The sequence below is a fragment of the Amycolatopsis sp. NPDC051061 genome (genome assembly GCF_040682935.1).
Classification (GTDB): Bacteria; Actinomycetota; Actinomycetes; order Mycobacteriales; family Pseudonocardiaceae; genus Amycolatopsis.
This window is the reverse complement of sequence record NZ_JBFBBZ010000021.1, coordinates 148,921-166,004: the sequence shown is the minus strand read 5'-3', so window position 1 is coordinate 166,004 and position 17,084 is coordinate 148,921. Positions and strand designations below refer to the sequence as shown.

General features: G+C 70.7%; 14 protein-coding genes. 7 read left to right on the top strand and 7 right to left on the bottom strand.

Annotated elements, in window-relative coordinates; translation table 11 throughout:
• Nucleotides 1-2: 2 nt before the first annotated feature.
• From AB0N03_RS27390 to AB0N03_RS27370, 5 genes are read right to left on the bottom strand one after another with little or no spacing between them, the layout of a single operon-like run.
• Nucleotides 3-875 carry a carbohydrate kinase family protein gene (locus AB0N03_RS27390; RefSeq protein ID WP_364377336.1) on the bottom strand — a complete coding sequence of 291 codons (873 nt, stop codon included), beginning with the start codon at nucleotides 873-875 and terminating at the stop codon, nucleotides 3-5.
• The gene (locus AB0N03_RS27385) at nucleotides 872-1,777 is read right to left on the bottom strand and encodes a pseudouridine-5'-phosphate glycosidase (RefSeq protein WP_364377334.1); all 906 of its coding nucleotides are present in this window, start codon (nucleotides 1,775-1,777) and stop codon (nucleotides 872-874) included. Before AB0N03_RS27385 ends, AB0N03_RS27390 begins: the two co-directional genes overlap by 4 nt.
• Before the next feature lie 9 nt (nucleotides 1,778-1,786).
• Nucleotides 1,787-2,404, bottom strand: coding sequence for a hypothetical protein (locus AB0N03_RS27380; protein WP_364377332.1), 618 nt, complete (start codon nucleotides 2,402-2,404; stop codon nucleotides 1,787-1,789).
• Nucleotides 2,401-2,892 (bottom strand): TIGR03618 family F420-dependent PPOX class oxidoreductase, encoded by a 492-nt coding sequence (locus AB0N03_RS27375; RefSeq protein WP_364377330.1) that lies wholly within the window; start codon nucleotides 2,890-2,892, stop codon nucleotides 2,401-2,403. Before AB0N03_RS27375 ends, AB0N03_RS27380 begins: the two co-directional genes overlap by 4 nt.
• Nucleotides 2,892-3,680, bottom strand: a complete 789-nt coding sequence (locus AB0N03_RS27370; protein WP_364377328.1) for a sporulation protein — start codon at nucleotides 3,678-3,680, stop codon at nucleotides 2,892-2,894. The genes AB0N03_RS27375 and AB0N03_RS27370 overlap by 1 nt, the downstream gene beginning before the upstream one ends.
• A 67-nt stretch (nucleotides 3,681-3,747) precedes the next feature.
• Here AB0N03_RS27370 and AB0N03_RS27365 point away from each other — a divergent pair, with 67 nt between their 5' ends.
• Together AB0N03_RS27365 and AB0N03_RS27360 are read left to right on the top strand one after the other, a co-directional pair.
• A complete protein-coding gene (locus tag AB0N03_RS27365; RefSeq protein WP_364377326.1) occupies nucleotides 3,748-3,990 on the top strand; it encodes a DUF3039 domain-containing protein in 243 nt (80 codons plus the stop codon).
• 165 nt (nucleotides 3,991-4,155) lie between these two features.
• A complete protein-coding gene (locus AB0N03_RS27360; RefSeq protein ID WP_364377324.1) occupies nucleotides 4,156-4,992 on the top strand; it encodes a hypothetical protein in 837 nt (278 codons plus the stop codon).
• A 117-nt stretch (nucleotides 4,993-5,109) separates the two neighbouring features.
• Here the strand turns inward: AB0N03_RS27360 and AB0N03_RS27355 are convergent, their stop codons facing one another.
• Together AB0N03_RS27355 and AB0N03_RS27350 are read right to left on the bottom strand one after the other, a co-directional pair.
• The gene (locus tag AB0N03_RS27355) at nucleotides 5,110-8,262 is read right to left on the bottom strand and encodes an efflux RND transporter permease subunit (RefSeq protein ID WP_364377322.1); all 3,153 of its coding nucleotides are present in this window, start codon (nucleotides 8,260-8,262) and stop codon (nucleotides 5,110-5,112) included.
• Between the two features lie 89 nt (nucleotides 8,263-8,351).
• The gene (locus AB0N03_RS27350) at nucleotides 8,352-9,515 is read right to left on the bottom strand and encodes a YihY/virulence factor BrkB family protein (RefSeq protein WP_364377320.1); all 1,164 of its coding nucleotides are present in this window, start codon (nucleotides 9,513-9,515) and stop codon (nucleotides 8,352-8,354) included.
• Nucleotides 9,516-9,726: 211 nt separating this feature from the next.
• On the opposite strand from AB0N03_RS27350, the gene AB0N03_RS27345 reads away from it, so the two are divergent.
• The 5 genes from AB0N03_RS27345 (at nucleotide 9,727) to AB0N03_RS27325 (ending at nucleotide 16,967) form a co-directional block, all read left to right on the top strand.
• Entirely contained in the window at nucleotides 9,727-11,463 is a 1,737-nt protein-coding gene (locus AB0N03_RS27345) for a DEAD/DEAH box helicase (protein ID WP_364377318.1), read from the top strand.
• 770 nt (nucleotides 11,464-12,233) lie between these two features.
• Nucleotides 12,234-13,373, top strand: a complete 1,140-nt coding sequence (locus AB0N03_RS27340) for a substrate-binding domain-containing protein (RefSeq protein WP_364377316.1) — start codon at nucleotides 12,234-12,236, stop codon at nucleotides 13,371-13,373.
• A 143-nt stretch (nucleotides 13,374-13,516) separates the two neighbouring features.
• Nucleotides 13,517-14,290, top strand: a complete 774-nt coding sequence (locus AB0N03_RS27335; RefSeq protein WP_364377314.1) for an ATP-binding cassette domain-containing protein — start codon at nucleotides 13,517-13,519, stop codon at nucleotides 14,288-14,290.
• A gap of 20 nt (nucleotides 14,291-14,310) precedes the next feature.
• Complete coding sequence (locus AB0N03_RS27330; protein WP_364377312.1) at nucleotides 14,311-15,774, top strand: ABC transporter permease; 1,464 nt, start codon at nucleotides 14,311-14,313, stop codon at nucleotides 15,772-15,774.
• Nucleotides 15,775-15,785: 11 nt separating this feature from the next.
• Complete coding sequence (locus tag AB0N03_RS27325; protein ID WP_364377310.1) at nucleotides 15,786-16,967, top strand: ROK family protein; 1,182 nt, start codon at nucleotides 15,786-15,788, stop codon at nucleotides 16,965-16,967.
• The last annotated feature ends 117 nt before the right edge of the window (nucleotides 16,968-17,084 follow it).

Sequence of the window (17,084 nt, the reverse complement as noted above, 5' to 3'; positions counted from 1 at the left end):
CCTCACCCCGGCTGCGGGCCCACCTTCCCGACGGCCAGCGCGCCCAGCCGCGTCCCGTGGCGCAGGATGTCCACAGTGGACTCCCCGGCCAGCCAGCCGGTGAGCACCCCCGCGTCGAACGCGTCCCCCGCGCCCGTCGAGTCGACGCACTCGGCCTCGATCGCGGGCACGCTCGTGACGCCACCGGCGTCGACCCAGCTGGCGCCGTTCAGCCCGGCGGTGACCACCACCGCGCCGACCGCGCCGAGCAGCTCCTTGGCCGACGCCGGGTCCGCCGAACCGGTCAGCGCCACCAGCTCCTCGGTGTTCGGCAGCAGCAGGTCGACCCCGCGGACGTCGTCCAGGAACGCGGCCGGGTCGGTGATGTGCGCGGCGGCCTGCGGGTCGACCGACGTCGTCAGCCCGGCCTCCTTCGCGGCGGCCAGTGACGCCAGCCCGGCCGCGCGCGACGGCGGGTCGAGCAGCACGTAACCGGACAGGTGCAGGTGGCTCGCCCCGGCCAGCGCCTCGGCGGTGACGTCTTCGGGGGCGAAGCGCTGGTTCGCGCCGCGGTCGGCGAGCATGCTCCGCTGCCCGGAACCGTCGACCATCACCACGACGCAGCACGTCGGCGCCTCGGGATCGACCGCGAACGCGCATCGCACGCCCGCGGCCTCCAGCTCGGCCTTGATCAGGCGGCCGCCCGGGTCGTCGCCGATCCGCGCGACCAACGTCGTCTCCGCGTCGAGGGAACGCAGCCACAGCGCCGTGTTGGCGCCCGAGCCGCCGCCGGTGAAGCGGATCTTCGCGCGGGCGTCGCCGCCGTGCGGCAACGGCTTGTCGTGCCGGGCGATCACGTCGAGAGCCGCGTCGCCGACCACCACGATCCCGCTCATGCCAGTGCCACCGCGACCTCGGTCGCGAGCTTCGCGTTGTTGAGCACCAAGGCTTCGTTCGCGTCGATGCTCACGCCTGCGCTCGCCGTGTGGAAGTGCTCCAGCAGCACCGGCGTGACGTCGGCGCCGTGCACGCCCTGCTCGGTCACGAGCGCGAGGCCTTCCGCCAGCAGGCGGTCGTGCAGTTCTTTGTCCATTTCGGACGCTTCGGGGATCGGGTTCGCCAGCAGCACACCGGAATTCGCGTAGGCGCGGTGCGCGGCGATCACGGCGGCGGCCTGCTTTGGGTCGTCGACCCGCCAGCCGGCCGCGTGCCCCGACGAGCGGAGGTAGAACGCCGGGAAGTCGTCGGTGCGGTAGCCCAGCACCGGCACCGAGTTCGTCTCCAGCACCTCCAGGGTCGCCGGGATGTCGAGCACGGACTTCACCCCGGAGCAGACGACGACGGTCGGCACCTTCGCCAGCACGCCGAGGTCCGCCGAGACGTCCCACGACTGCGCCGCGCCGACGTGCACGCCGCCGAGCCCGCCGGTGGCGAACATCCCGATGCCGGCCGCGGCCGCGAGGGCCGACGTGCTCGCGACGGTCGTCGCGCCGGAGCGGCCGAGGCCGACGGCCGGGCCGAGGTCGCGCAGCGACAGCTTGTCCAGGCCCGCGTCCGGCGCGCAGACGCGCTCGAGCTCGGCGGGGGAGAGGCCGACGACGACGCGTCCGTCGAGCACCGCGATGGTGGCCGGGACGGCGCCGCCGTCGCGCACCACGCGCTCGAGGCGGCGGGCGACGTCGAGGTTGCGGCCCGGCGGCAGGCCGTGGGACAGGATGGTGCTCTCCAGCGCGACGACGGGGTGCCCGTCACGCAGCGCCGAGGCGACCTCTTCGTGCAGGTTGAGTGGGGTGGTCACGAGGAACCATCATCGGTGATCGCCCGGCCCGCGGCGCCAGTGGGTCAGCTCGGCCGCCAGGTTCGCCCGCGCGGCGCTCGCCCAGCGTGTCCGCGCGGCTTCGCTGCGGTAGAGCGTCCGGGCCAGCATGCCTTCGAGGACGGCGACGCGGCCTTCGCGCCAGACGTCGTCGGGGTACTTCGCGTACTCCTCGCGCACGGCCTCGGCGTACGCCGCGTACAGCTCCTTCGGCGCGCCGAGAATGGCGAGATCGGCGTCGAGGAGCGCGGTCGCGAGGCGGTCGTCGGGTGGTGCGTCGTGCTTGATCGTGGCGAGGATCAGGCCTTCGACGCGCTCGATGTGTGCTTCGGCGACCCCGTCCAATGCTTCGCGGGCCCAGGCGGCGCTGGCGCGTTCGTCTTCGCCGGGCTTCGCGTCGTACACGACGTCGTGCGTCCAGGCCGCGACGGCGACGATCGCGCGCTCGACGCCGCTGAGGCTTTCAGCCAGCCACGCGGAGTCCCGCGCGACGGCGGCCGCGTGCTCGAGGGTGTGGTACCGGCGGTGGGGTTCGCCGTAGCGCGCTTCGAGCCGCGGCCAGGCGTCGGACGTGCCACCCAGCGCGGTGATCGCTTCGGCCCACTTCACGGGAACGTCCAGCGCGTCGGCGTGCCGGTGAAGTCCTTCTCCCGCAAGCCGAACGCCTTCTCGGGCCGCAGGCGCATCGAGGCGTTGGCACCGGGGTCGAGGAAGTCTTCGCCGTAGGCCGTCGCGTACTTCGTGTTCATCGCGTCGAGGAACGACCGCAGTGCTTCGGCGTCGGTGACGATCTCGGCCGTCCCTTCGACCACGACGGGCTCGTACGGATCGTCGGTGGCGATCGACACCGCCGAGCCCGCGGCGACGTTCCGGGCCTTGACCGACCGCCGGGACGAGGAGAACCACAGCACCTCGCCGGTCCACACGGCCCAGACCGGCATCAGGTGCGGGCGCCCGGCGGGGGTGACGGTCGCCAGCCAGAAGTCGTGCGACTCCCGCAGCCGCGTCTCCGCCCACGACCAGGGCAGCAGCCCCGCGGAACCGGCCGCGGTCCCGTAACCGGGCAGGTGCGGCCGCTCCGCGCGGGGCGTGGCCATCAGTCGAAGATGCCGCGCGGGCGGGCGACCTGATCGAGCCAGTCGTCGAGCTGCTTCTCCCAGTTCACGTCCGGCTTCATCGTGAACATCCCGAGGAAGTCCTGCCCCCGGCCGCCGAAGCCGCCGCTCTTGCTGACCCGGACCCGCTTGGTGACCTCGAGGACGACGTCGGTGCGCTCCGACGAGGCCAGGAACGTGACGGCGAGCTGGGTGAACACGCTCGCGAAGCGGGGCGAAGGCGCGAAGCGGATCTCCTGGAAGAAGGGGAGCTGCTGGTTCGCGCCGTTGATCCGGCCCTGCTCGAGGATCGCCTCGCGGAAGACGAAGCCGATCCGGCTCAGCGCGTCGAGGACCCGCTTCTGCGCCGGCAGCGGCTCGATCGCGACGGCGTCGGCGTCGAACGGGTCGGAGACGGCCGCGGCGAGGTCGAGCTCGGCCCGCGCCCCGACCGCCATCCCGGTGAGCGGCTTGCCGAAGACGCTGGTGATCGGCGTCTCCCAGGGCAGCGGCAGCTCGAACGGGAGCCGGACCTGCTGGCCGGCGCGGATGACCTCGGCGCCGACCAGGTGCTGGGACCCGAAGGGGAGGTCTTCGATCTTGTCCTCGCCAGGGACCTGGACGCGGGCCAGCAGGGTCACCGCGAGGCCCTTGATCTCCTGGTCGACCTCGCCGCCGGCCAGCAGCACCTCGCCGTGCAGGGGACGGCCGGGGGAGGCGGTCCGGTCGAGGAGGCGGGCGTCGATCTTCGCGCCGCCCGAGCCGAACGTCGCGAGCACCTTCTGGAACATGCCGCCGATCCTGCCAGGTCGAGGGGCTTTCGTACGAGGTTCGACGGGAGTCGGGCACAATGGGCGGGTGAGCACCGAGACGCTGACGAAGCCGGAAACCACGCCCGAGGGCACGGACGCCACCGACGACGACACCCCGAAGATGTTCCACTACGTGAAGAAGAACAAGATCGCCGAGAGTGCGGTCATGGGCAACTTCGTGGTGGCGCTCTGCGGCGAGGTCTTCCCGGTGACGAAGTCGCCGAAGCCCGGTTCGCCGGTCTGCCCGGACTGCAAGAAGATCTTCGACGGGTTGCGCCCGGGGGAGTGACCCCATGGTGATCCCCCGGCTGACCGCGTCGGCCGGGGTTTTCGCATGTCCGAAAGGGGACAGATCCCCGAACAAACGTGAAAACCCTTCATAAGACGGGTGCGCGCGGGGCGGGAGACCTGGTAAATCCAGCGGGCCAGGTTCCCTCACCCACCGGAGTCGCACATGCGCAGAACCGGGATCGTCGTCGCCGTCGTCGCCCTGCTCACTGCCTTCTCGCCCGCACTGGCGCAGGCCGTCACGGGCTGGTCCGAGGTGGGCCGGGACCAAGCCCGCGCCCTCGACGAGAGCCAGGGGCTCGCCACGATCGTCCGCCCCTCGGGCACCACCATCCGCTACACCGGGATCAGCACGATCCCCGCGGACCTTTCGACCCAGGGGTGGAACCACATCGGTGACCCGGGGTCCGCGCAGGGCTGGTACGTCGAGCCCTACCAGCGTGACGACCGGGGCGCGAAGCTCTTCCGCGTCCAGGCCCCGGACGGCTCGTGGAAGAACTACCAGCACAACCTCGAGTCCGGGGAAGCTTCGAACAATTCGTTCGCGGCGGTGTCCCCGGACGCCCGGTGGATGGTGGCGGGGGAGTGGGGCACGATGGACCGCCTCCTGGTCCACCCGATGCCCGGCGTGGCAGCCACCGACCCGGCCCGGAACCTGCCCCTCGCGGGCACGATCCGCCTCGACCACCCGGTCCGCGACGTCCAGGGCTGCGACTTCCGGACGGCGACCCGCCTGCTCTGCGCGTCCGACGACCCGGACGGCAGCCTCTTCGGCACGACGAAGCCGCTGTTGCAGGTGGATCTGGCCGGTCCGCTGTCCGGTTCGGACGTCGCCGGGCACGTGACGTCGCTGGGGCAATTGCCGCTGCGCAGCGGCTGCAGCGGCAACTTCGAGGTCGAGGGCATCGACTTCGACGAGCGCGACGCCACCCTGCGCGTGATCGTGATGTCGCCGAGCATCTGCATCCTCTTCGACAGCATGACCTACCGCTTCCGCCAGTAACGGCGAACTCGCGTACCCAGAGGGTCGGTTCGCGTATCCAGGGGGTCGGCTGGCGAGCCGACCCTCCAGGTACGCGAACCGACTGTCCAGGTACGCGAGTTCGCCGTTGCGGTCCGGTCAGGCGGTGGGGGCGGGGTCCAGGGACTCCGACTCCGGGGCCTTCGCCGGGGTCCGGCGAGCGTCGCGGCGGGCGCGACGACGCTCCTTGCGGGTCTCGACCATCGTGTACAGCGTCGGGACCAGCACCAGCGTCAGCAGCGTCGAGCTGACCAGGCCGCCGATCACCACGATCGCCAGGGGCTGGCCGATGAACCCGCCCTGCCCGGTGATGCCCAGCGCCATCGGGACCAGCGCGAAGATCGTCGCCGCCGCGGTCATCAGGATCGGGCGCAGCCGGCGCCGGCCGCCCTCGGTGACCGCGTCCGCGACGCTCATCCCCTCCGCCCGGTACTGGTTGATCAGGTCGATCAGCACGATCGCGTTGGTCACGACGATGCCGACCAGCATCAGCATCCCGATCAGCGCCGGCAGGCCGAGCGCCGTGCCGGTGGCCAGCAGCAGCCCGATCGCGCCGGTCGCCGCGAACGGGATCGACACCAGCAGGATCAGCGGCTGGATCAGGCTGCGGAACGTCGCCACCATGATCAGGAACACGATCGCGATCGCCGCCAGCAGCGCCAGGAACAGGTTCGAGAACGCCTCCTGCTGGTCCTGGCTCACGCCGCCGAGCGAGTAGGACGCGCCGCCGGTGAACGTCAGCCCGTCCAGTTTGGACTGGATGTCCGCGGTGGTCTTGCTCAGGTTGTCGCCGGTGTTCTTCGCCGTGACCGTCGTGCTCAGGTCGCCGCCGGTGCGGTGCACCGACGCCGGCCCGTCCACAGTGGACACCTTCGCGACCTCGTCGAGCCGGACGACGCCCGTGGGCCCCGGGATCGGCAGGCTCTTCACCTGGTCGACCGTGGCCGGCGCGGTGCCGGCGCGCAGCACGACGTCCGTGCGCCGGCCGCCGACCGGCAGCTGCGTCACCGTGCGGCCGGCGATCGCCTGGTTGGCGACCTGGCCGATGGTGCTCGCCGACAGCCCGTGCGCGGCGGCCGCGGCGTCGTCCACCTCGACCTGCACCCGCGGCGAGCCGACGGCCAGGTCGCTGGTCACCTCGGTCAGCCCGGACACCCCGCGCAGCGCCTGCTGCACCTGGTCGGACGCGGGCTTCAGCGCGGCCTCCGACGGCGCGGTCACCGTCACCGAGACCTGGTCGGAGTTGAACCCGGACGCGTCCGCGCCGATCTTGATCTCGCCCAGCTCCGGCCGGGAAGTCAGCTTCGACCGCAGCCGGCCGGACAGCGCCTCGAGTTCGGTGTCCTTCGCGACGGTGACGGAGATGCTCGTCGACGTGCCGCCACCCCCGAAGCCGCCGAACGCGCCACCGCCGCCGACGCTGACCTGGTAGGTCTGCACCGCCGGCTCCGCGGCCAGCGCCTGCTCGACGGCCGTCGCCGCCTTCTCCTTCGCCTCGATGCTGGTGCCCGCGGGCAGCTTCTGCGTCATGTTCAGCGTGGTGCCGCCGGACTGGTCGAGGAAGTTCGTGTTCAGCCGCGTCGCGAGCCCGACGGTGCCGGCGAAGATCAGCAGCGCCAGCAGCACGACGGTCAGCCGCCGCTTGGTCGCGAACCGGATCACCGGCAGGTAGGCCCGCTGCAGGAAGCCGCGGCGCTCCTTCTCGAGGGCGGCTTCGCGCGCCCGCTCGGCTTCGATGGGATCCGCCGGGACTTCCGGCCGCTTCAGGAACCAGTACGCCAGCACGGGAACCACGGTCAGCGAGACGAGCAGCGAAGCCAGCAGCGCCACCGTCACGGTGATCGCGAACGGCGAGAACAGCTCGCCGACGAACCCGCCGACGAACGCGAGCGGCAGGAACACCGCGACGGTCGTCAACGTGGACGACGTCACCGCGCCGGCCACCTCGCGGACGCCGTCGAGCACCGCCCGCTGCTTCTCTTCGCCGTAACCCAGGTGCCGCTTGATGTTCTCCAGCACGACAATGGAGTCGTCCACCACCCGGCCGATCGCGATCGTCAGCGCGCCGAGGGTGAGCAGGTTCAGCGACAGGTCGCCGGTCCACAGCGCCAGCAGCGCGACCACGACCGACAGCGGGATCGAGACCGCGGTCACCAGCGTCGAGCGCACCGACAGAAGGAACAACAGGATCACGATGACCGCGAACGCCAGGCCCAGCAGGCCTTCGGTGGTCAGGCCGCTGATCGCGTCCTTCACCGGCGTGCCCTGGTCGAACACGACGCTCATCTCGGCGCCGGTCTTCTTCCCCAGGTCCGGCAGCTTGTCGCGGACCGCGTCGGAGATCGCGACGGCGTTCCCGTTGTCCACCATGGTGATCGAGAGGCCGAGGCTCGGCTTGCCGTTGGTGCGCGTGATCGACGTCGGCGGCGCGAACCCGCTCTGGACGTCGGCGACGTCACCCAGCTTGACCGGCCCGCGCGCCGGGGTGCCCGGCCGGGACGCCGAAGCCCCGCTCGGCGTGAGGTACAGGTTGCGGAGGGTGTCCACAGTGGTCTGTCCGCCGCCGACCTGGACCGACAGCGTCTTGTCGCCTTCGGTCAGCGTGCCGGCCGGCACGGCGGCGCCGGCGGTCTGCAGCGTGGTCGCGATCGACGCCGGGTCGACGCCGGCGGCGGCCAGCTTCGCGTAGTCGAGCGTGATGGTGACGCGGGACTGCTGCACGCCGGTGACGGTGACGGTGCGGACGCCGTCGATCTTCCGCAGCTCCGGCGCGACCTGGTCGGTCAGCGCGGGTGCGAGTTTCTGCGGGTCGCCCGAAGTGCCCGCGGCGACCAGCACGACCGGCAGGTCGTCGGTGCTGCCGGCGGACACGGACGGCTCGGAGTTCTGCGGCAGCCGCGTCCGGACCTGGTTCACCGCCTGCTGGATCCGGGACACCGCCGCGTCGAGGTCGGTGCCGAACTCGAACTGCGTGACGACGCGCGAAACGCCGTCCGACGACGTCGAATTGATGTCCTCGAGGCCCTTCAACCCCTGCAGGGCGCCTTCGAGGGGCTCGGTGACCTGCCGGTCGACCGCGTCCGGCGACGCGCCGGCGTACGCGGTGACGATCTGGGCCTGCGGGAACTGCAGCGACGGGAACAGCTGCTGTTTGATCTGCGGCAGCGCGAAAGCACCGAAACCGACGACCACGAGCGCGAGCAGGCCGATCAGGCTTCGGTTGCGCAGGCTCAATCTGGCCAGCACGGACATGACTTTGGAAACCCCCTCGGGAACGACGCGGCGACCGACGCCTGCGTCAGTGACCCGAGGAGCTTCTCATGTCCGATCTGAGGGGCGACTCAGTCTGAGGGTGGATTCCGGGTCGTCCCTTGGGAGGAGACGCGACCCTCAGCAGCGCTGGGTGCCGGGCCGGGCGCGCTCGGTGACGGCTCGTCCTCTTCGGACGGTCCAGGGGTTTCGTCCGGCGCGCCACCGTTGGAGGAGACCTCTTCGGGGCGCGGGCGCCGCAGCGGTGTGGTCGTGCGCTCCCACAGCTTGCGGCCGTCCTCCGAGCGCAGCCGTTCGGCGGCGCGCTCCATCTCCAGCCGCCGCCACTTGCGCCGCTGCCGCCGGGTCGCCTTCGCCGGCCACAGCTCCTGGATCGCGCTGTTGAAGTAGGCCCCGCCAACCACGGCCAGGCCGATGAAGAACATCAGCAGCAGGAACGCGATCGGGGCGGCGAGCGCGCCGTAGGTGTAGCCGGTCTTGGTGATCCAGTTCAAGTAGATGCGCAGGCCGACCGAGGAGAGCAGGAACACGACCATCGCGAGCCCCGCGCCGGGCAGCCCGCGGTGCCACGGCAGCTTCCGCGGCAAGGCGAGCTTGTACAGCGTGGTCAGCGCGAGGGTGATCATCACCCCGAGGGTCGGGAAGTACAGCGCGCTCACCCACGACGTCACCGTCGGGCGCCAGTCGGTGGGGAAGAACTCCGGCAGCAGGTCGGGGCCGATCGCCAGCAGCGGCAGCCCGACCACCAGGATGACCAGGCCGCACAGGTACAGCAGCAGCGCGAAGATCCGCTGCCAGACGTCGTTGCGGACGCCGTACTGGTCGTGGGCGACGGTGATCGCGTCCACGAACGACGACATCGCCGACGAACCCGCCCACAGCGAGATCAGGAAGCCGACCGAGACGATCTCGCCCTTGCCGACGGTGAGGATGCTGTTCACCGTCGGCTCGATGATGTCGTGGACGGCGTTGCTGCTGAAGACCGTCTTGCAGAAGCCGATGATCCGGTCGTGCACCTGGGTGACGACGTCCTGACCGAACCACTCGCCGACGAAGCCCAGGCTGCCGAGCAGCCCCAGCAGCAGCGGGGGCAGCGAGAGCGTCTGCCAGAAGGCCGCTTCGGCGGCCTCGGAGAAGATGTTGCCCTCCCAGGCCTTGCCGAGCGTGCGCGTGAGGAGGCGCCACGGCCCCTTGCGGGCCACCTTCGTCGCTGCGGACGGCTGCACCTCACCCATGACGTGTCCAGCATGGTCCATCGGTGCTGATTTGGCTCGTCACGCCCCCTGCGGCCGGGCGTGTCGGGGGACATCACCCGTGCCGGTGCCCGGAACTGTCGGACCCGGCCGGTAGACTCGCTCCAGTGCCCTCACCGCAGCCGCCGACACGGAAGTCGGTACCACAGTGAGGGTTTTCGCACGTCAAAGCACTTGAGCGAGGGGGACCGGCATGACGGAGACGCAGCTCGGGGCGCCTCCCGCGGAGAAGGACTCGACCGCGCGGCCGCTGCGTGCGTGGCAGCGGCGGGCGCTCACCAAGTACCTGACGCGCAAGCCGAAGGACTTCCTCGCGGTGGCGACGCCCGGTGCCGGCAAGACGGTGTTCGGCCTGCGGATCGCCGCCGAGCTGCTGAGCGACCGCACCATCGAGGCCGTCACCATCGTCACCCCGACCGAGCACCTGAAGCACCAGTGGGCCGCCGCGGCGGCCCTGGCCGGGATCCAGATCGACTCGAACTTCCGCAACACCACCGGCGTCACGTCGTCGGACTACAACGGTGTCGCGCTGACGTACGCGCAGGTCGCGGCGCACCCGACGCTGCACCGCGTGCGCACCGAAAACCGCAAGACGCTGGTCATCCTCGACGAGATCCACCACGGCGGCGACGCGAAGTCGTGGGGCGACGCGATCCGCGAGGCCTTCACCCCGGCGGTGCGGCGCCTGTCGCTGACCGGGACGCCGTTCCGCTCCGACGACTCGGCCATCCCGTTCGTCACCTACGAGCCGGACGCGGGTGGCTTCCAGCGCAGCAAGGCCGACCACTCGTACGGCTACGCGGACGCGCTGGCCGACGGCGTGGTCCGGCCGGTCGTCTTCCTCGCCTACTCGGGCGAGGCCTCCTGGCGCACGAGCGCGGGGGAGGAGTTCACCGCGCGGCTCGGCGAGCCGCTGACGGCGGAGCAGAACGCCCGGGCGTGGCGCACCGCGCTCGACCCGTCCGGCGAGTGGATCCCGGCGGTGCTGCACGCGGCCGACACCCGGTTGTCCCAGGTCCGCCAGAGCGTGCCGGACGCGGGCGGCCTGGTGATCGCGACCGACCAGGAGTCGGCGCGCGCGTACGCGAAGATCCTGGAACGCATCTCGGGTGAGATGCCGACGCTGGTGCTTTCGGACGATCCGAAGGCCTCGGGCCGGATCAAGGAGTTCTCCGAGACGAACGAACGCTGGATCGTGGCGGTCCGCATGGTCTCGGAGGGCGTCGACGTCCCGCGGCTCGCCGTGGGCGTGTACGCGACGAGCGCGTCGACCCCGCTGTTCTTCGCCCAGGCGATCGGCCGGTACGTGCGAGCCCGTCGCAAGGGTGAGACGGCGAGCGTGTTCCTGCCGTCGGTGCCGGTGCTCCTGGAGCTCGCGAGCGAGCTGGAGGCGCAGCGCGACCACGTGCTGGGCAAGCCGCACCGCGAACAGGAGGGCTGGGAGGACGAGCTCCTCGCCCAGGCGAACCGCACCGAGGACGAGCCGGGCGAGGAGGAGAAGGCGTTCACCTCGCTGGGCGCCTCGGCCGAGCTCGACCAGGTCATCTACGACGGCAACTCGTTCGGCACGGCGGTGTTCTCGGGCTCGGACGAGGAGCAGGAGTACCTGGGCCTGCCGGGGCTGCTGGAGCCCGACCAGGTCCGCGCGCTGCTGCGCAAGCGGCAGGAAGAGCAGATCGCGGACGGGAAGCGCCGCAAGCCCGCGAAGGAAGAGGCCGCGCCGCCGCCGGCCCGCCCGCAGTCGGTGAGCGAGCGCCTCGGAGCGCTCCGCAAGGAGCTGAACGCGCTGGTGGGGATGTATCACCACCGCACGAAGAAGCCGCATGGAGCGATCCACAACGAGCTCCGGCGGGTCTGCGGGGGCCCGGTGACCGCCATGGCGACGGTGGAACAGCTCGAGGAACGGATCGTCACGCTCCGGACCTGGTGAGGCGCGGTTTCCCGCGCCGGGGCCGGCAGAAGCAGAGCGGATCGGCCTCCTCCCGCCGGGTCGAGCGCCCCAAGGCGGCCTTGGGTGCGTCTGACGCACCGAAGGGCCCCTTGGGTGCGTCAGACGCAACCAATGTGGCCTTGGGGCGGTCGTCTCCGGCTCCGGGGCGTCGGCTCGGCGCGTGATCGCCTGCCCCGGCTCGGAGCCGTCCACTCCGGTCCGTCCCGGCCGCCGGTGTCGCCCAGGAGGCTGAACTCGCTCGTCACCGTCCGTTCCAGCGAGGCCGCGCCGGACCTTCCACAACTTCGTGACGTTGCGTGCCCGATCGGTCGTCTCCCGGCTGCCCGGGTGTCCCCCGGCCGGTGGCGCTTCGGGCACGTCCGGGTCCGAAGTTCGCAAGTCGGCGACCAATCCCGCGCGTTTGCCGTGGGTTCACCACCACTTCGCGCCGGATCGCACTCGGTGTACACCAGCGGAGTATCTTCACCCTCGCAAGAAACCTGGATGTAACACACGGTGAGTGCTGGCGATCACATCGTCAGCGGATCTACTCTTTCCGGGCGACCCTCAGCTCGTGTTGCCGAACCGTGTCCAATTGGTGTCATTTAATCGATCCAGCTATCTTCCCCGCAGCCGCTCAGCGGCATATGTTGTCGCCCACAACATATGCGCGTCGGTGCGCCGGGACCCTCCGGATCACCGCCTCGCAGGGCCCGAGACGACGTCGACGGCCCACTCGTCACCAATGCTTGGATCCGGAAGGAACGAGGATGCGCAGCAGAACCCTTACCCTCCTCGCCGCGACGGTGAGCACCGGCCTGGTGCTGACCGCTTGTGGTACCAACAGTTCAGACAGCGGGGGCACGGGGAGCAACTCCGCCTCCTCCTCCGCCCCGGCCGCCGCCGGCGGAGCCAGCGGCAAGGTCGGCGTGATCCTGCCGGAGACCGCCACCTCGGCCCGCTGGGAAGCGTTCGACAAGCCGATGCTGACGGCCGCGCTGACGGCCCAGGGCTTCGAGGTCGACGTCCAGAACGCCCAGGGTGACAACCAGAAGTTCTCCACCCTGGCGGACGGCTTCATCAGCTCCGGCGTCAAGGTCCTGATCATCGCCCCCGGTGACCCGGCCGTCGGTGCCGCGGTCGAGGCCAAGGCGAAGACCGCGGGCATCCCGGTCATCGACTACGACCGCCCGAGCCTCGGCGGCTCCGCCAACTACTATGTCTCGTTCGACAACGAGAAGGTCGGCCAGCTGCAGGGCCAGGCCATGGCGGACGCGCTGAAGAGCAAGCCGGGCGCGGGTGTCGTCCAGATCGAGGGCGCCCCGACCGACAACAACGCCACGCTGTTCACCAAGGGCCAGGAGTCCGTCCTCACGCCGCTGTACTCGGCGGGCACGCTGAAGCTCCTGCAGAAGCAGCCGATCGACGACTGGGACAACCAGCTCGGCGGCACGAAGTTCGAGCAGATCTTCACTTCCAACGGCGGCAAGGTCGACGGCGTCGTCGCGGCGAACGACGGCCTGGCCGGCGCGGTCATCACCATCCTCAAGAAGAACGGCCTCAACGGGAAGGTCCCGGTCACCGGCCAGGACGCCACCGCCGACGGCCTGATGGCGGTCATGCGCGGCGACCAGTACATGACGGTCTTCAAGCCGATCAAGGAAGAGGCCGAGGCCACCGCCAAGCTGGCCGCCGCCCTCGCCAAGGGTGACACCGCCGCTGCGGACGCGATCGCCACGAGCAAGCTGCACGACCCGAAGGGCAACCGCGACATCAAGTCGGTGCTGCGGACGCCGCAGACGATCCTGGAGAAGGACGTCAAGACCGTCGTCACCCAGGGCTACGTGAAGGCGAGCGAGATCTGCGGTGGCGACCTCGCCGCCAAGTGCGCCACGCTCGGCATCTCCTGAGTCGCCCGTAGCACCCAATGAACAGCCGGGCCGGGACGCGCACCCCGACGGCGCGTCCCGGCCCGGTCCCCACTCCCCGTTCGCGGGGATCGCCTGGCCCTAGCGGCGGCAAAGGGCATCAGAAATTCGGAGAAATGCCATCCATGAGTGAGCCCATCCTCGAGATCAAGGGCCTGAACAAGAGCTTCGGGCCCGTCCACGTCCTCCACGACGTGGACTTCGACGTGCGCGCGGGCGAAGTCACCGCCCTGGTCGGCGACAACGGCGCCGGCAAGTCGACCCTCGTCAAGTGCATCGCCGGAATCCACCCGTACGACTCGGGGGCCGTGCGGTTCAACGGCAAGGACACCCACATCCGCGGCCCGCGCGACGCCGCGGACCTCGGCATCGAGGTCGTCTACCAGGACCTCGCACTCGCCGACAACCTCGACATCGTGCAGAACATGTTCCTGGGCCGCGAGCGCGGGAATTCGTGGAAGCTCGACGAAGCCAGCATGGAGAAGGCCGCTCGCGAAACGCTGGCCTCCCTGTCGGTGCGGACCGTGAAGTCGGTCCGGACGCCGGTTTCCTCGCTGTCCGGTGGTCAGCGCCAGACCGTGGCCATCGCGAAGTCGGTGCTGTGGAACAGCAAGGTCGTCGTGCTGGACGAGCCGACCGCCGCCCTCGGCGTCGCGCAGACCCGGCAGGTGCTCGACCTGGTCCGCCGGCTGGCCGAGCAGGGCCTCGGGGTCGTGCTGATCAGCCACAACATGGCCGACGTGTTCGAGGTCGCCGACCGCATCGCGGTGCTCTACCTCGGCCGGCTCGTCACCGAGGTGCACACGAAGGACGTCACCCACGGCCAGGTCGTGGAGCTGATCACCGCGGGTCGCTCCGGTGACCTCGGCCTGGCCCGGCCCGAAGCCGTGGTCCTGTGAGCGGGAAGAAAGAACCGGAAATGACTGAAACCCCTGCCAAGCACGAGGTCGGCACCCCCGCCGACGCGCTCGCGCAGACCCAGAACCCCACCGCGGCGATCACCGACTTCGGCATCGACACGACATCGATGTCAACCGGCGAAGCGCTGCGCGACTACTTCGCCCGCCTGCGAGCCGGCGAGCTCGGCTCGCTGCCGTCGCTGTTCGGCCTGCTCGTGCTGGTCATCCTGTTCAGCGCGCTGTCGGACAACTTCTTCACGCTGGCCAACATCGCCAACGTGTTCCCGCAGGGCGCGGGCGTGATCATCATCGCGATGGGCATCGTCTTCGTCCTGCTGCTCGGCGAGATCGACCTCGCCGCCGGTGTGGCCTCCGGCACCGCCGCGTCGGTGATGGCCCTGCACTACGTGCACGCCGGGAACCTGCTGGGCACCTTGGGCTCCGGCGTGTTCATCGCGTTCATCGGGGTCCTCGCCGCGGCCGTGCTGCTGTCGGCCTACCAGCGGATCTGGGGCGGCGCCGCGCTGTCGCTGGTCGGTCTGCTGATCGTCGCGATCGGCGTCCCCGCCAACGCGTGGCTGGAGATCCTGCTGGCCATCTGCGTCGGCACCGCGATCGGCTGCATCACCGGCTTCCTGGTGTCGAAGATCGGCATGCCGTCCTTCGTCGTGACGCTGGCGCTGTTCATCGTGTGGCAGGGCGTCCTGCTGCAGTTCATCGGTGAGGGCGGCACGATCGGCATCACCAACTCGGACGTTCTGTACAAGATCGCCAACGGCAACCTGGACGTCCTCGGCAGCTGGATCTTCTTCCTCGTCGCCGCCGGTGGGTTCGCGGTGATCACGCTGCTCAGCCACTTCCGGCGGCTCCAGCGCGGCCTGGTCGTCCAGCCCACGACGCTGGTGCTGGTCAAGGTCGGCGCGCTCGTCGTGCTGTCGGCGCTGGGGACCTGGCTGCTGACGATCAACCGTTCGTCGAACAAGGCCGTCGTGACGATCCAGGGCATCCCGTACGTCATCCCGGTCATGCTGGTGCTCCTGGTGGCCGGGACCTACGTGCTCAACCGGACCAAGTACGGCCGGTACGTCTACGCGGTCGGTGGCAACAAGGAAGCCGCCCGCCGCGCCGGTATCGACGTGCCGAAGGTCCGGGCGAGCGTGTTCGTCATCGGCTCGGCGGTCGCGGCCATCGGCGGTATCGTCGCCGCGTCGAAGGTCGGCTCGGTCAGCCCGCAGTCCGGTGGCCTCAACACGCTGCTGTACTCGGTCGGCGCGGCCGTCATCGGCGGCACGTCGCTGTTCGGCGGCAAGGGCCGCGTGGCCGACGCCGTCGTCGGTGGCCTCGTGATCGCCGTGGTCATCAACGGCCTGGGCCTGCTCAAGCAGCCGGCCGCGGTGGTCAACATCGTCACCGGTCTGGTCCTGCTGCTCGCCGCCACGGTCGACGCGCTGTCCCGGCGCCGCGCGGCTGCGTCCACGCGCTGAACCAGCATGGAATGATCAGGTCCGTGACCAGCACACCCGTTGCACGACCGGACGAGGTGCGCCGGCACAACCGCACGACCCTGCTCCGCCTGCTGCACGTCGGCGGGCCGAGCACCCGGGCGACCCTGGCCACCCAGCTGGGGCTCAACCGGAGCACGATCAAGACCCTCGTCGACGGGCTCGCCGAAGCCGGCGTCGTCGAGGAGAAGGTGCCGAGGCCGGGACGAGGGGCGGGCCGCCCCTCGCTCCTGGTCCTGCCCCAGCCGCACGCGGCGGTCGTGCTCGCGGTCGACCTGCAGGTCGAGCACGTCGCGATCGCCCTGGTCGGGCTGGGCGGCCAGATCCTGGGCCGCAACAGCTGGAACCTGCGTGGCCGGATGGGCCGGCCCGAGGAGGTCATCACCCACGTCATCGAGTCGACGGCCGTCCTGGCCGGCGACCTCGACGTGACCCCGGTCGCGGCCGGGGTGTCGGTGCCGGGCGTCGTCCGGCGGGCCGACGGGTACGTGCACGAAGCCCCGAACCTGCGCTGGACCGACGTCGCGCTCGGCGAGCGGCTCGGCGCGGTGCTGCAGATCCCGATCCTGGTCGGCAACGACGCCGAGTTCGGCGCGGTCGCCGAGCACCTGCGCGGCGCGGCCCGCGGGGCGTCCGACGTGGTGTACATCTCGGCGGACGTCGGGGTCGGCGGCGGTGTCATCGCCGAGGGATCGGCGCTGCGCGGCGGCTCCGGCTACGTCGGCGAGATCGGGCACATGGTGATCCGACCGGACGGGCGGGACTGCTATTGCGGCAGCAGCGGCTGCTGGGAGACCGAGGTCGGCGAGGCGGCGCTGTGCCGGGCGCTCGGCCTGCCGGAGGACACCCCGCGCGGCGCGATCCTGTTCGAGCTGCGCGAGCTGGGCCGGAACCCGGAAGCGGCGCTGTCGCGGCTGGCGGAGTTCGCCGAGTGGCTGACCCTGGGGCTGATCAACGTCGTCAACCTGCTCGGCCCGCAGCTGGTGATCCTCGGCGACCTGCTGACGGTGCTGCCGGAGGCGGTGCTGCGGCACGTCGGCACGGAGGTCCGCCGGCGCAGCCTGGTGAGCCGGGCGGTCGGCGGCACCCGGATCATCAGCTCGGCGCTGGGGGCCGACGTGAAGCTGCTGGGAGCGGCGGAAGTGGCGTTCGAAGTCGTGCTGGATTCTGTCTGATTTCCTGTCCGGTTTCGTGTCCGGAATAGCTATCTTCCGCGGCCTTACCGTGATATTCGCCACGCACTTTGCAAGTTGCAGAAAAACGAAAGCGGCCGGTGCCTGTGCGCACCGGCC